We start from the raw sequence: 14,409 nt of genomic DNA on the forward strand, positions 1-14,409 counted from the left end.
CCGGCCGGGCGGTCGTCATGCCGGCATTAGACCAGCACGCGCTCGATCCCGCCATTGTTCGCATGTGCGACATAGTCGGCCATCCAGTTTTCGCCGAGCACCTGGCGCGCGATCTCGACCACGATGTAATCGGCCTCGAGGTTCGCGTCCTCGTTGTAACGCGACAGGCCCTGCAGGCACGACGGGCAGCTCGTCAGGATCTTCACGTCCGGGCCGTTCGCGGCCGCGGCGGCCGGCGCCGGCGCGTCGCCGGCCACCACGGGAATCGCGCGCAGCTTCGCGGCGCCCTTGCGGATTTCCTCTTCCTTGCGGAAGCGAACCTGCGTGGACACGTCCGGACGCGTGACCGCGAGCGTGCCCGATTCGCCGCAGCAGCGCTCGTTCTTCTCGATCTTGTAACCGTCCTTCTCCGCGCCCATCAACTCGTTGACGAGCTTCACCGGGTCCATCGTCTTGATCGGCGTATGGCACGGGTCGTGATACATGTAGCGGGTGCCCGTCACGCCATCGAGCTTCATCCCCTTCTCGAGCAGGAACTCGTGGATGTCGATGATCCGGCAGCCCGGGAAGATCTTGTCGAATTCGTAGCCTGCGAGCTGGTCGTAACAGGTGCCGCACGACACGACCACCGTCTTGATGTCGAGGTAGTTCAGCGTGTTCGCGACCCGGTGGAACAGCACGCGGTTGTCGGTGACGATCTTCTCGGCCTTGTCGTACTGGCCCGAGCCGCGCTGCGGATAGCCGCAGCACAGGTAGCCCGGCGGCAGCACGGTCTGCACGCCTGCCTCCCACAGCATCGCCTGCGTGGCCAGCCCGACCTGCGAGAACAGTCGCTCGGAGCCGCAGCCCGGGAAGTAGAACACCGCTTCCGAATCGACGGTCGTCGACTTCGGGTTGCGGATGATCGGCACGATCTTGTTGTCCTCGATGTCGAGCAGCGCGCGCGCCGTCTTCTTCGGCAGGTTGCCCGGCATCTTCTTGTTGACGAAGTGGATCACCTGCTCGACCACGGGCGGCTTGCCGGTGGTCGCGGGCGGATGCTGGGTCTGCTTCGTCACGACCTTCTTCAGCATGTCGTTCGCGAAGCGCTGCACCTTGTAGCCGACACCCATCATCACGCTGCGCGCGGCGTTGATCGTCTGCGGATTGGTCGCGTTCAGGAAGAACATGCCCGCCGCATTGCCGGCGTTGAATTTCTTCTTGCCCATCTTGCGCAACAGGTTGCGCATGTTCATCGTGACGTCGCCGAAGTCGATCTTCACCGGGCACGGCGTCGCGCACTTGTGGCATACCGTGCAGTGGTCGGCCACGTCGTTGAACTCGTCCCAGTGCTTGATCGACACGCCGCGGCGCGTCTGCTCTTCGTACAGGAACGCCTCGACCAGCAGCGAGGTCGCAAGGATCTTGTTGCGCGGGCTGTACAGCAGGTTCGCGCGCGGCACGTGCGTCGCGCACACCGGCTTGCACTTGCCGCAGCGCAGGCAGTCCTTCACCGAATCGGCGATCGCGCCGATGTCGGACTGCTGCATGATCAGCGACTCGTAGCCCATCAGCCCGAAGCTCGGCGTGTAGGCGTTGCGCAGGTCGGCGCCGTCGAGCAGCTTGCCCTTGTTGAAGCGGCCGTTCGGATCGACGCGCTGCTTGTACGCGCGGAATTCGGCGATCTCGTCGTCGGTCAGGAACTCGAGCTTCGTGATGCCGATCCCGTGTTCGCCGGAGATCACGCCATCGAGCGAGCGCGCGAGCGTCATGATGCGCGCGACCGCCGCGTGCGCATCCTGCAGCATCTCGTAGTTGTCGGAGTTGACCGGGATGTTGGTGTGGACGTTGCCGTCGCCCGCATGCATGTGCAGCGCGACGAACACGCGGCCGCGCAACACCTGTTTGTGGATCGCCTGCGCTTCGTCGAGGATCTGCTTGAACGCGCCGCCGTTGAAGATCGCGCGCAGCTCCGCGCGGATCTCCTGCTTCCACGAGATGCGGACCGTGCGGTCCTGCGTGACGTGGAACACGGTCGCGCCCGGCTGCTCGTCCGCGCGATCGGCGAACTTCTCGGCGAGCGCCTCGTAGCCGAGCTGCACGAGGTAGTGCTGTGCCTCGCGCAGCGGCTGGTCGAGCCGGTCGCGCACGAATTCCCAACGCGCACGCACGCGCTTGAGCAGCTCCAGCGCCTGCTGCACGCGATCCTCGAGCAGCTCGGCGCTCGGGATTTCGTTCGCGTCGTCGGTCTTGCCGAGCGGCAGGTTGCCTGCGCGGAAGAACGCCTCGAGCGCGTCGACCAGTTGCAGCTTGTTCTTCAGCGACAGCTCGATGTTGATCCGTTCGATGCCGTCGGTGTACTCGCCCATCCGGTTCAGCGGAATGACGACGTCCTCGTTGATCTTGAACGCGTTCGTGTGCTTCGCGATCGCGGCCGTGCGGCTGCGGTCGAGCCAGAAGCGCTTGCGCGCCTCCGCGCTGATCGCGACGAAGCCTTCGCCGCTCTTGCCGTTCGCCATCCGGATCACTTCGGACGTCGCGTGCGCGACCGCATCGGCGTCGTCGCCGACGATGTCGCCGATCAGCACCATCTTGGGGAACGCGTTGCGCTTGCTCTTGGTCGCGTAGCCGACCGCGCGCAGATAGCGCTCGTCGAGGTGCTCGAGGCCCGCGAGGATCGCGCCGCCCTGCTTCGACGTCTCGAACAGGTAGTCCTTGATCTCGACGATGCTCGGGATCGCCTCGCGCGCCTGGCCGAAGAATTCGAGGCAGACGGTGCGCGTGTGCGCGGGCATCTTGTGCAGCACCCAGCGCGCGGACGTGATCAGCCCGTCGCAGCCCTCCTTCTGCACGCCCGGCAGGCCGGCGAGGAACTTGTCTGTGACGTCCTTGCCGAGGCCTTCCTTGCGGAACCGGCGGCCTTCGATTTCGAGCATCTCGGTCTTCAGCAGCTTCTCGCCCGGCGCGTACGCGCCGTCGAACCACTTCAGCTCGAAACGAGCGACCGCGATGTCGTGGATCTTGCCCTGGTTGTGCTCGTGACGCGTGACTTCGAGCCAGTTCCCGTCCGGGTCGACCATCCGCCACCAGGCCAGGTTGTCGAGCGCGGTGCCCCACAGCACGGCCTTCTTGCCGCCGGCGTTCATCGCGACGTTGCCGCCGATGCACGACGCGTCGAGCGAGGTCGGATCGACCGCGAACACGTAGCCGGCCGCTTCGGCTGCTTCCGTCACGCGGCGCGTGACGACGCCCGCGCCGGAGAAGATCGTCGGCACCTTGTGCGCGACACCCGGCAGTTCGGTGAGCTCGACCGCGCCGAGCTGTTCGAGCTTCTCGGTGTTGATCACCGCGGAGAACGGCGTGAGCGGCACCGCGCCGCCCGTGTAGCCGGTGCCGCCGCCGCGCGGGATCACGGTCAGGCCGAGCTCGAAGCACGCCTTGATCAGGCCCGCGATCTCGGCTTCGGTATCGGGGGTCAGCACGACGAACGGGTATTCGACGCGCCAGTCGGTCGCGTCGGTCACGTGCGACACGCGCGACAACCCGTCGAAGCGGATGTTGTCCTTCTGCGTGCAGCGGCCGAGCGCCTTGGTCGCACGGCGGCGCAGGTCGGCCATCTTGTCGAATTCGTCGGCGAATTCGTCGACCGCACGCTGCGCGGCGGCCTCGAGCATCTCGACGCGGCCGGCACGTTCACGGCCCGCGTCGTCGTGATGCTCGGTCAGATCGGCGCGACGGCGCTTGCCGATCTCGGTCAGGCGGTGGTTCAGCGCCTCGATCAGCAGCGCGCGGCGCTTCGGGTTGTCGAGCAGGTCGTCCTGCAGGTACGGGTTGCGGCGCACGACCCAGATGTCGCCGAGCACTTCGTACAGCATCCGTGCCGAGCGGCCCGTGCGGCGTTCGGCGCGCAGCTCGTCGAGCACCGACCACGCCTCCTCGCCGAGCAGGCGGATCACGATCTCGCGATCGGAGAAGGACGTGTAGTTGTAGGGAATCTCGCGCAGACGGGGCGCGGGGTCGGCGGCGACGGCGGCGGCCGCGCCATGCGGATCGAAAACTTGTGGTGCGTTCATGTTCGGACGACTCGGAGGGCCGATACACCGTGCACGGGCGTCGGCAAGCGCGTAGGCGCAATCTTGGGGAAATCTGTTCTGGTGCCAGGCGCGCGACTATCTCGCATGGGGCCGGAGCGGGTCTGGACTCACCGTTTCCAGCCGGCGGGGCCTGGCGGCACTCGGAGCCATCAGCACGATCGCGCGCGGCGCGCATGCCGCTCCGCCGCGGGGCTGGCTGCGCGCGGCGTCAGCTTCAACGGGGCGATCCGAGGGTGCCTCTGCATCTTCCGATCCTTGATTCAAAACGGAATTCTAACCCATGATCGGCCCGCCCGTGAGACGCCGGACAGGTCGTGGGGCTTTCGCCGCAACCCGCGCCGGGCCTGGTTCGGCGCGCTTTCGCGCCGGCATTCGCCGTCCGTCCGGTCGGTAACCGCGCGGTTAAACCGGTAAAAAAGGGACGCTCCGCGCGGCAAACATGCGCGCCGGCGCGGTTGCGCGACCATGCACCCGGCATGCCGCTTGCGTGCGGATGGACCCTTGGCGCTATCATTGATCCTTTACCGTCTGCTTCCGCACTGCACGCGAGCGCCCATGGCATCCCACGATTACCTGAAGAAAATCCTCACCGCGCGCGTCTACGACGTCGCGCTCGAGACGGAACTCGAACCCGCCCGCAATCTGTCGGCCCGACTGCGCAACCCCGTCTACCTGAAGCGCGAGGACAACCAGCCGGTGTTCTCGTTCAAGCTGCGCGGCGCGTACAACAAGATGGCGCACATTCCGGCCGACGCGCTTGCGCGCGGCGTGATTACGGCATCGGCCGGCAATCATGCGCAGGGCGTTGCGTTCTCGGCCGCACGAATGGGTGTCAAGGCCGTGATCGTCGTGCCCGTCACGACGCCGCAGGTGAAGGTCGACGCGGTACGCGCGCACGGCGGCCCGAGCGTCGAGGTGATCCAGGCGGGCGAGTCGTACAGCGATGCGTACGCGCACGCGGTCAAGGTGCAGGCGGAGCGCGACCTCACGTTCGTCCATCCGTTCGACGATCCATACGTGATCGCCGGCCAGGGCACGATCGCAATGGAAATCCTGCGTCAGCACCAGGGGCCGATTCACGCGATCTTCGTGCCGATCGGCGGCGGCGGGCTCGCGGCCGGCGTGGCGGCCTACGTCAAGGCGGTGCGGCCGGAAATCAAGGTGTTCGGCGTGCAGGCCGAGGATTCGTGCGCGATGGCGCAGTCGCTGCAGAAGGGCGAGCGCGTCGAGCTGAGCGAGGTCGGCCTGTTCGCGGACGGCACCGCGGTGAAGCTCGTCGGCGAGGAAACCTTCCGGCTCTGCCGCGAATTCCTCGACGGCGTGCTGACGGTGGACACCGACGCACTGTGCGCGGCGATCAAGGACGTGTTCCAGGACACGCGCAGCGTGCTCGAGCCGTCCGGCGCGCTCGCGGTGGCGGGTGCGAAACGCTACGCGGAACGCGAAGGCATCGAAAACCAGACGCTCGTCGCGGTCACGTCCGGCGCGAACATGAATTTCGACCGGATGCGCTTCGTTGCCGAACGCGCGGAAGTCGGCGAGGCGCGCGAGGCCGTGTTCGCCGTCACGATCCCCGAGGAACGCGGCAGCTTCAAGCGTTTCTGCTCGCTCGTCGGCGACCGCAACGTGACCGAGTTCAACTACCGGATCGCCGATGCGCAATCCGCGCACATCTTCGTCGGCGTGCAGATCAAGCGGCGTGACGAATCGGCCGAGATCGCCGCGAACTTCGAGTCGCATGGCTTCAAGACCGTCGACCTGACGCACGACGAGCTGTCGAAGGAACACATCCGCTACATGGTGGGCGGCCGCTCGCCGCTCGCGCTCGACGAACGCCTGTTCCGCTTCGAATTCCCGGAGCGGCCGGGCGCGCTGATGAAGTTCCTGTCGTCGATGGCGCCGGACTGGAACATCAGCCTGTTCCACTACCGCAACCAGGGCGCGGACTACAGCTCGATCCTCGTCGGGCTGCAGGTGCCGCAGGCCGACCGCGCCGAATTCGAACGCTTCCTCGCGGCGCTCGGCTATCCGTATGTCGAAGAGAGCACCAATCCGGCTTACCGCCTCTTCCTGTCGTAAAGGCATCGTGCAATGAATCCCGAACATTCTCCGCTCGGCAAGGCGACCGTCTACGCAGCGCAGTACGACGCGTCGCTGCTGTTCCCGATCCCGCGCGCCGGCTCGCGCGAGCAGCTCGGCATCACGTCGGCGCTGCCGTTCTTCGGCACCGACATCTGGAACGCTTACGAGCTGTCGTGGCTCAACGCGCGCGGCAAGCCGCAGCTCGCGGTCGCGACGTTCTTCGTGCCGGCAGAATCGCCGAACATCGTCGAATCGAAGTCGTTCAAGCTGTATCTCGGCTCGTTCGCGCAATCGAAGTTCGACTCGGTCGACGCGGTGCGCGACGTGCTCAAGCGTGACGTGTCGGCCGCGTGCGGCGCGAGCGTGTCGGTGCAGCTCGTGTCGCCGCACGATTTCGGCAAGCTCGAGATGGAAGAGCTCGACGGGCTGTCGCTCGATCGGCTCGACCTCGACACCGACGTGTACGAACCCGATCCGTCGCTGCTGTCTGCCGCCGAGGACGAAGCGCCGGTCGAGGAAACGCTCGTGTCCGACCTGCTGCGCTCGAACTGCCCGGTCACCGGTCAACCCGACTGGGGCAGCGTGCAGATTCACTACGTCGGGCCGCAGATCGATCACGCAGGGCTGCTGCGCTACATCATCTCGTTCCGCAACCACACGGGCTTTCACGAGCAGTGCGTCGAGCGCATCTTTCTCGACATCCTGCATGCGTGCAAACCGGTGAAGCTCGCGGTATACGCGCGCTATACGCGCCGCGGCGGACTCGACATCAATCCGTTCCGCACGAACTACAACCAGCCGATGCCGGACAACGCGCGGACCGCGCGGCAATAACACCAGCCCGACCGAAACGAAACAGCCCCGCCGGCTCGCGCCGACGGGGCTGTTTCACTGTGCGCAGCGGATTGCGCGCCGCCTTACTTCGCCGGCGCCTTGTAAGCGATGCAATCGACCTCGACCTTGCAATCGATCACCATGCTTGACTGCACGCACGCGCGTGCCGGCGGATGCTCGCCGAAGTACGACACGAACACCCTGTTGAACGACGCGAAATCGCGTGCGTCGTCGAGCCACACGCCGCAGCGCACGACGTGTTCGAGGCCGTAGCCGGCTTCCTTCAGGATCGCGATCACGTTCTCGATTGCCTGCTTCGACTGCGTGACGATGCCGCCTTCGACGACCTCGCCGTTCACCATCGGCGTCTGGCCCGACACATACAGCCAGCCGTCGGCCTCGACCGCGCGTGCAAACGGCATCACCTGGCCGCCCGTACCCTTCGCTTCGCCCACGCCATATCGCTTCATCGTTTCACTCCTTGGTTGTCGACCGGCATCGGCACGCAAGCGCCAGTGCCGATCCCTTGCAACGCACGGTTGCGGATGCGCGCGCCGACATGGCGCACGCGGCAAATCGGATCGGCGCCGCGCTCAGAACGCGGCTTCGGCACTCGCCGGCACGCGCTCGCCGCGCGCGACGAAACCGCCGGCGCGCGCGCCGGTCGGCTGGCCGTTCTCGTAAGTCAGCACGCCGTTCACCCACACCGCGTCGATCCCGTGCGCGGGCTGCTGCGGCTTCTCGAACGTCGCGGCATCGATCACGCGCGCCGGATCGAACAGCACGAGATCCGCGTGGTAGCCGACATGCACTTCGCCGCGCCGCGCGATCCCGTAGCGGCGCGCGGACAGCGACGTCATCTTGCGGATCGCTTCCTCGAGCGGCAGCAGGTTCGTGTCGCGCACGTAATGGCCGAGCACGCGCGGGAATGCGCCCCAGAGCCGCGGGTGCGGCAGCGGATCGTTCGGCAAGCCGTCCGAGCCGACCATCGTCGCCGGGTGCGACAGAATCCGCCGCACGTCGTCCTCGGACATGTTGTGGTACACGGCGCCGGCCGGACGGATGCGCTGCGCGGCCTCCTGCTCGGTCACGCCCCAGTCGGCCGCGATCGCCTTCAGCAACTTGCCCGCGACTTCCGGATGCGGCTCCGACCACGTGATCGTGATGTCGATGTCGCCCGTCACCTGCTTCAGGTCGAGCGTCGACGAGCTGCGGCTGTACGGATAGCAGTCGCAGCCGACGGGCTGGTAGCGGCGCGCGCCTTCGAGCGACGCGAGCACCTCGGTGCTGCGCCCCCAGTTCGACGGGCCCGCGCATTTCAGGTGCGAGATCACGACCGGCACCTGCGCGTGACGGCCGACGCGATACGCTTCGTCCATCGCGTCGAGGATCGCGTCGAACTCGGTGCGCATGTGCGTCGTGTATAGCGCGCCCGCGTTCGCGAGCGGCTCGGCGAGCGCCATCACTTCCTCGGCGGGCGCCGCGAACGCGGAGCCATATGCGAGGCCCGACGACAGCCCGAGCGCGCCGTTCGCGAGCGCCTCCTCGAGCTGTGTGCGCATCCCGGCAATTTCGCCGTCGGTCGCCGCGCGGTCGAGGCGGTCCATCTGGTTGTTGCGCAGCGCGGTGTGCCCGACGAGCGCCGCGACGTTCACGGCCGGACGCGCATCGTTGACGGCCGCGACATACGCGGCGAAGGTCGGGTAGCGGAACGCGGCGCGATCGCCGAGCAGGTTCATCGGGTCGGGCGGATCGCCCGCGAGCGTCACCGGCGACGCGCTGATCCCGCAGTTGCCGACGATCACCGTCGTCACGCCCTGCGAGATCTTCGGCAGCATTCCCGGCGCGCGGATCACGTGCGTGTCGTCGTGCGTGTGGACGTCGACGAAGCCCGGCGCGAGCGCGCGGCCATTCGCATCGACGACGGTTTCGGCAAGCCAGTTCGACAGGTTGCCGATCGCCGCGATCACGCCATTGCGGATCGCGACGTCGCGCGTGACGGGCGGCGCGCCGGTGCCATCGTACAGCTGCGCGCCGACGATCAGCGTATCGGCGGCTTCGGGATGCGAATGCATGGTCAGTCTCCTACCGGTTGACGGTCTCCGCCGCCGCGGTGCGCATCGAGCGCATGCTTGATGCGGCGCAGCGATTCTCGGCCCGCATCGCCGAGCCGCAGCGCGACCCCGGTGACGAGCACGTCGATCGCCATCATCATCGCGTAGCGCGATGTCGAAGGCTTGTAAATGAAATCGGTCTCGAATGCGACGACCGGAATCAGATGGTCGGCGAGCTTCGCGAGCGGCGACGCCGGCGCGGTGATCGCGATCAGCTTCGCGCCGTAGCGTTTCGCGAGCCGGCAGCTTTCGAGCAGTTCGGGCACGCGCCCGCTCACCGACAACGCGACGACCACGGCGTCGCGCGACAGCGTCGCCGACACCATCCGCTGCAGCAGGCTGTCCTGATAGCTCGCGACCGGCCGGCCAAAGCGCACGAGCCGGAAGCGCAGTTCGTCGGCGAGCGCGGTCGAGCCGCCGCCCTGCCCGTACACATAGATCATCTTCGCGCCGGCGAGCAGGTCGGCCGCCGCGTCGAACGACGTGTTGCGCAGCAGCTGGTGGTTGTGCGCGAGCGCCACGCGAATCTCGTCGTAGACGACCGATGCGGGGCTCGCGTCTTCTTCGGGATGCTCATCGGCCGGCACCAGAAAACGCTGGCCGACCGCCGCGGCCTGCGCAACGAGCACCTTCAGTTCGCGCACGTCGCGGCAGCCGACGGCCTTCGCGAAACGCGTGACCGTCGCGACGCTGACTCCCGCGTCGCGCGCGAGCGCGCCAATGCTCGCATGTGCGGCGCGCGCGAGATCGGCGAGGATGAATGCGGCGACCTTGCGTTCGGCCTCGCGCAGCTCGGGCGCGCATTCGGCGATCCGCGCGACGATGTCGAGGACCGGCTGGGCGACCGAAGCCGGTGGCTCGGCTGCGAACGGGACGGATGGGCTGGCGGGCGAATTCATCTGCTGAAAAGTGTGCGGCGCTTCATGTTACTAAATAACATCACCGCGCCGATGCTACTTTCTGTACCATCTGCATGTCAACTTCAGTGCAATGCATAGTAATGATGGAGCGGGATGAAATGAAAGTTACAAACTATCAGGAACCGACAATCAATCCGTTGGGCAAGGGCCTCGGCAACCTGCCGAGCGCGAGCGTGCCGCTCGACGACGCGGGCCGCCTCGAGTGGAACCTGCTCGCGGAAGATGTCAGCCTGCCGGCCGCCGTGCTGTACGCGGATCGCATCGAACACAATCTGAACTGGATGCAGGCGTTCGTCCAGCAGTACGGCGTGCAGTTCGCACCGCACGGCAAGACGACGATGGCGCCGCAGCTGTTCCGCCGCCAGCTCGACGCCGGCGCATGGGGCATCACGCTCGCGACCGCGCACCAGACGCAGGCCGCGTATCACGGCGGCGTGCGGCGCGTGCTGCTCGCGAACCAGCTGGTCGGCCGCCAGAACATGGCGATCATCGCTCAGTTGCTGTCCGATCCCGAGTTCGAATTCTTCTGCCTCGTCGATTCGGCCGACAGCGTCGACCAGCTCGGCCGCTTCTTCGGCGACGCAAAAAAGACGCTGAACGTGCTGATCGAGCTCGGCGTACCGGGCGGCCGCGCGGGCGTGCGCGACGCCGCGCAACGCCAGGCCGTGCTCGATGCGATCGCGCGCTATCCGGACACGCTGAAGCTGGCCGGCATCGAACTCTACGAAGGCGTGCTGAAGGAGGAAGGCGAGATCCGCGCGTTCCTGCAGGACGCGGTCGCGCTCACGCGAGCGCTGGCCGAAGCCGGCCGTTTCGCGCGCACGCCGGCGATCCTGTCGGGCGCCGGCTCGGCGTGGTACGACGTGGTCGCGGAGGAATTCGCGAAGGCGTCCGACGCCGGTTTCGCGGAAGTCGTGCTGCGCCCGGGCTGCTACCTGACGCACGACGTCGGCATCTACAAGAAGGCCCAGACCGACGTGTTCGCGCGCAACCCGATCGCCCGCAGGATGGGCGAAGGGCTGCTGCCGGCGCTGCAGCTGTGGGCGTACGTGCAGTCGGTGCCCGAGCCGAATCGCGCGATCGTCGCGCTCGGCAAGCGCGACGCGGCGTTCGACGCGGGCTTGCCCGAGCCGGCGCGCCACTTCCGCCCGGGCCGCGACAGCGCGCCGCGCGATGTCGCCGCGAGCGAAGGCTGGGCCGTCACCGGAATGATGGACCAGCATGCGTACCTGCAGATTCCGCCGGGCGCGGACGTGAAGGTCGGCGACATGGTCGCGTTCGACATCTCGCACCCGTGCCTGACGTTCGACAAGTGGCGCCAGCTGCTCGTCCTCGATCCGCAATTCCGCGTGACGGAAGTCGTCGAAACCTTCTTCTGACGCCCCGCGCACCGCCCCGCCGCCGCGCGGGGCGGCCGTCACGCGCGCTTCAAGCGGGCGGAGTACACTGCGCTTTCGTCCTCGGGGCCGCTTCGCCGCCGCAGCGCCGTCTGCCGCACGCGGCGCGAACGGACCCTCAACGCTGTTCAATGGAGAAAGCCATGGCCGCGAAGAAGATCCTGTTCCTGACCGGCGATTTCGCCGAAGACTACGAAACGATGGTGCCGTTCCAGGCGCTGCAGGCCGTCGGCCACCACGTCGATGCGGTCTGCCCGGGCAAGCGCGCGGGCGACAAGGTCAAGACCGCGATCCACGATTTCGAGGGCGACCAGACTTACACCGAAAAGCCCGGCCACAACTTCACGCTGAACGCGACGTTCGACGACGTCGATGCGTCGGGCTACGACGCGCTCGCGATCGCGGGCGGCCGCGCGCCCGAATACCTGCGTCTCGATGCGAAGGTGATCGCGCTGGTGCGCGCGTTCGCCGAAGCCGGCAAGCCGATCGCCGCGATCTGCCATGCGGCGCAGCTGCTCGCGGCCGCCGACGTGATCCGCGGCAAGCGCATCTCGGCCTACCCTGCCTGCGCGCCGGAAGTGAAACTCGCGGGCGGCGAGTACGCGGACATCCCGGTCGACGCGGCCGTGACCGACGCGCCGTTCGTCACCGCGCCCGCGTGGCCCGCGCATCCGGCATGGCTCGCGCAGTTCCTCGCGCTGCTGGGCACGCGCATCGAGCTGTAAACGAAGCTGGATGAAATGAAATGAAACGCCGGCCGGCGGCTGGTTCGCGCGACCCGCGCGTGACCCGTATGCCGCGCCGGTCAGGATCGGCCGACGGGGCGCGCCCCGCCGAGCCGCCTCCCGCCCTGCCCTTCAGTACGGCGTCGATCCGACTTCCGCGATCCGCGACTCCAGCATCGCCAGCGCACCCGACAGCGCGGTCAGCACGTCGTCCGGCAGTTGCGCCATCGTCTGGTCGAGGAACGCCTTGCGGCGCGGCAGGCACGCGTCGAACGCGGCCCGACCGTCTTCGGTCAGCGTGACGTTGGTCACGCGATTGTCGCGGGCGTCGGACGCGCGCTCGATCCAGCCGAGCGCGTCGAGCGATTTCAGCTGGCGCGTGAGCGCGCCCGGATCGATGCGCAGCACTTCCACGAGCTTCTTCTGCGACGAATGCCCGCCCATCGTGTGCAGCGCGACCATGATGCGCCAGCGCGGCATCGGCTGCCCGACGTGCGTTTCGAACGCGCTCATGAACGCGCGATACGTGCGTCCGAATTGCTGCAAGATCGCGACGCGGTCCTGTTCTTCCATGCGCTGATGCCTACTCGTTCAATCGGTGAATCGTTCAATCGGCCGCGACATGCGGTTCGATCTTGCGCCGCAGCGCGATCGGCGGCACGCGGCGACACTGCCATACCGACACCACGGCGACGACGGCCGCCATCGCGACGCCCAGGTGAATCGCGCCGACCAGCGATTCCCGGGCCGCTTCCAGCAGCAGCGCGCCATTATGCCCGGCGCGCGTCAGCTCCGCGACGAGACCACTCTGCGCGGCGCGGTCGATCAGGATCTGCGGATCGGCGAGCTGCGCATGCCACTGCAGCGCATGATCGCCCGACAGCGCATTGCGCACGCCGCTCGAATACAACTGGTTGACCAGCGTGCCCGTCAGCGCGGTGCCGATCATCCCGCCGACCATCCGCAGCGACTGCAGCAGCGCCGTCGCGATGCCGAGGTGCTCGCGGCCGGCCGTCTGCTGCGCGAACACGGTGAGGTTCGGCAGCACGAAGCCGAGGCCGATGCCGCCGGCGACCATCAGCGCCATCAGCGCCCAGGCGGGCGTCGTGTGCGTCGACACGACGATCCCCGCGCACGCGATCGCGAACAATATGAAACCGACGTGCAGCATCGCATTCGGATTGCGGATGCGCGTGACGACGCGGCCGTTCATGATGCTGCCGATCGTGATGAACACGACGAGCGGCGTGATCACGAGCCCGGCCTCCTTCGGCGACATCCCGAAGCCGCCCTGGAACAGCAGCGGCGCGTAGAACAGCAGCGAGAACATCGAGAATCCGGCAAGGATCGCGAGCACGAACAGCGCCGACAGCGCGCGGTTGCCGAACATGTCGAACGGCAGGATCGGCTGCGCGCAGCGCTTTTCCCAATGCCACAAGCCGACGCCGGCGCCGAGCGCAACGATCAGCAGCAGCGACGCCCAGCTCATGACGCCATACTTCGGCAGCCACTCGACGAACAGCTGCAGCGCGCCCAGCGACAACGCAATCAGCAGCGCGCCGGGCCAGTCGAGCCGCATCTTGCGGTCGTGCTCGACATGGCGCAGGTGCGGCAGGTAGCGCCACACGAAGAACAGCGACAGCAGGCCGACCGGCAGGTTGACGTAGAACACCGAGCGCCAGCCGAACGACTGAGTCAGGAACCCGCCGAGCGACGGCCCGACCGCGTTCGCGATGCCGAACGCGGAGCTCATCAATACCTGCCAGCGCAGCCGCACGACGGAATCGGGGAACAGGTCGGGAATGCACGCGAACGCGGTGCCGACCAGCATCCCGCCGCCGATTCCCTGCAGGCCGCGCGCGAGCACCAGGAACAGCATGTCGTTGGCCATCCCGCACAGCACCGACGCGCCGGTGAACACGACGATCGACGCGATCACGAACGGCTTGCGGCCGTAATAGTCGCCAAGCCGGCCGAAAATCGGCACGGTGATCACGGAACTGAGCAGATATGAGGTGGCGACCCACGCGTACAGGTCGAAACCCCTCAGCTCGGCCACGATGGTCGGCAATGCGGTGCCGACGACCGTCTGGTCGAGCGCGACGAGCATGGTGACGAACGAGATTCCGATCATCGCCAGCAGCGATTCACGGAACGGCAGAAGTTGCCCGCTCGAATGGTGGGCGGCAGTATGGACGGCCATTTTTTGTTGATGCAACTTTTGACGAGTCAAACAATCTCAAAATTCTAGCATGCCGGAGTAA

10 protein-coding genes are annotated in these 14,409 nt (G+C 67.1%); 4 read left to right on the forward strand and 6 right to left on the reverse strand.

Annotated features, from left to right (window positions below; all coding sequences use genetic code 11):
• Positions 1-26: 26 nt before the first annotated feature.
• Positions 27-4,052, reverse strand: a complete 4,026-nt coding sequence (locus tag WI26_RS13200; protein WP_059511762.1) for a DUF3683 domain-containing protein — start codon at positions 4,050-4,052, stop codon at positions 27-29.
• A 576-nt stretch (positions 4,053-4,628) separates the two neighbouring features.
• Here WI26_RS13200 and ilvA point away from each other — a divergent pair.
• Both ilvA and queF read left to right on the forward strand, forming a co-directional pair.
• Entirely contained in the window at positions 4,629-6,152 is a 1,524-nt protein-coding gene (gene ilvA, locus WI26_RS13205; protein ID WP_069226143.1) for a threonine ammonia-lyase, biosynthetic, read from the forward strand.
• 12 nt (positions 6,153-6,164) lie between these two features.
• Complete coding sequence (gene queF, locus WI26_RS13210) at positions 6,165-6,989, forward strand: NADPH-dependent 7-cyano-7-deazaguanine reductase QueF (protein WP_059540067.1); 825 nt, start codon at positions 6,165-6,167, stop codon at positions 6,987-6,989.
• An 83-nt stretch (positions 6,990-7,072) separates the two neighbouring features.
• On the opposite strand, the gene WI26_RS13215 is transcribed toward queF, so the two are convergent.
• The 3 genes from WI26_RS13215 to WI26_RS13225 form a co-directional block, all read right to left on the reverse strand.
• Positions 7,073-7,459 (reverse strand): RidA family protein, encoded by a 387-nt coding sequence (locus tag WI26_RS13215; protein WP_009691931.1) that lies wholly within the window; start codon positions 7,457-7,459, stop codon positions 7,073-7,075.
• Positions 7,460-7,582: 123 nt separating this feature from the next.
• Positions 7,583-9,064, reverse strand: coding sequence for an N-acyl-D-amino-acid deacylase family protein (locus WI26_RS13220; RefSeq protein WP_069226144.1), 1,482 nt, complete (start codon positions 9,062-9,064; stop codon positions 7,583-7,585).
• 2 nt (positions 9,065-9,066) lie between these two features.
• Positions 9,067-10,002 (reverse strand): MurR/RpiR family transcriptional regulator, encoded by a 936-nt coding sequence (locus WI26_RS13225; RefSeq protein WP_059511759.1) that lies wholly within the window; start codon positions 10,000-10,002, stop codon positions 9,067-9,069.
• Between the two features lie 119 nt (positions 10,003-10,121).
• Between WI26_RS13225 and WI26_RS13230 the strand changes: the two genes are divergently transcribed.
• Together WI26_RS13230 and WI26_RS13235 are read left to right on the forward strand one after the other, a co-directional pair.
• The gene (locus WI26_RS13230; RefSeq protein WP_059465775.1) at positions 10,122-11,402 is read left to right on the forward strand and encodes an amino acid deaminase; all 1,281 of its coding nucleotides are present in this window, start codon (positions 10,122-10,124) and stop codon (positions 11,400-11,402) included.
• Positions 11,403-11,563: 161 nt separating this feature from the next.
• Positions 11,564-12,145, forward strand: a complete 582-nt coding sequence (locus tag WI26_RS13235) for a DJ-1/PfpI family protein (protein ID WP_057926569.1) — start codon at positions 11,564-11,566, stop codon at positions 12,143-12,145.
• A gap of 132 nt (positions 12,146-12,277) precedes the next feature.
• On the opposite strand, the gene WI26_RS13240 is transcribed toward WI26_RS13235, so the two are convergent.
• Both WI26_RS13240 and WI26_RS13245 read right to left on the reverse strand, forming a co-directional pair.
• A complete protein-coding gene (locus tag WI26_RS13240) occupies positions 12,278-12,718 on the reverse strand; it encodes a MarR family winged helix-turn-helix transcriptional regulator (protein ID WP_059540064.1) in 441 nt (146 codons plus the stop codon).
• A gap of 34 nt (positions 12,719-12,752) precedes the next feature.
• The gene (locus WI26_RS13245; RefSeq protein WP_059465778.1) at positions 12,753-14,348 is read right to left on the reverse strand and encodes an MDR family MFS transporter; all 1,596 of its coding nucleotides are present in this window, start codon (positions 14,346-14,348) and stop codon (positions 12,753-12,755) included.
• Positions 14,349-14,409: the final 61 nt, after the last annotated feature.

Source organism: Burkholderia diffusa (assembly GCF_001718315.1).
Taxonomy (GTDB): Bacteria; Pseudomonadota; Gammaproteobacteria; order Burkholderiales; family Burkholderiaceae; genus Burkholderia; species Burkholderia diffusa_B.

What these genes read in the sequence shown, in the direction of transcription:
- WI26_RS13200 (WP_059511762.1), bottom strand. Translation starts at nt 4,052, where the DNA reads ATGAACGCACCACAAGTTTTCGATCCGCATGGCGCGGCCGCCGCCGTC.
- ilvA (WP_069226143.1), top strand. Translation starts at nt 4,629, where the DNA reads ATGGCATCCCACGATTACCTGAAGAAAATCCTCACCGCGCGCGTCTAC.
- queF (WP_059540067.1), top strand. Translation starts at nt 6,165, where the DNA reads ATGAATCCCGAACATTCTCCGCTCGGCAAGGCGACCGTCTACGCAGCG.
- WI26_RS13215 (WP_009691931.1), bottom strand. Translation starts at nt 7,459, where the DNA reads ATGAAGCGATATGGCGTGGGCGAAGCGAAGGGTACGGGCGGCCAGGTG.
- WI26_RS13220 (WP_069226144.1), bottom strand. Translation starts at nt 9,064, where the DNA reads ATGCATTCGCATCCCGAAGCCGCCGATACGCTGATCGTCGGCGCGCAG.
- WI26_RS13225 (WP_059511759.1), bottom strand. Translation starts at nt 10,002, where the DNA reads ATGAATTCGCCCGCCAGCCCATCCGTCCCGTTCGCAGCCGAGCCACCG.
- WI26_RS13230 (WP_059465775.1), top strand. Translation starts at nt 10,122, where the DNA reads ATGAAAGTTACAAACTATCAGGAACCGACAATCAATCCGTTGGGCAAG.
- WI26_RS13235 (WP_057926569.1), top strand. Translation starts at nt 11,564, where the DNA reads ATGGCCGCGAAGAAGATCCTGTTCCTGACCGGCGATTTCGCCGAAGAC.
- WI26_RS13240 (WP_059540064.1), bottom strand. Translation starts at nt 12,718, where the DNA reads ATGGAAGAACAGGACCGCGTCGCGATCTTGCAGCAATTCGGACGCACG.
- WI26_RS13245 (WP_059465778.1), bottom strand. Translation starts at nt 14,348, where the DNA reads ATGGCCGTCCATACTGCCGCCCACCATTCGAGCGGGCAACTTCTGCCG.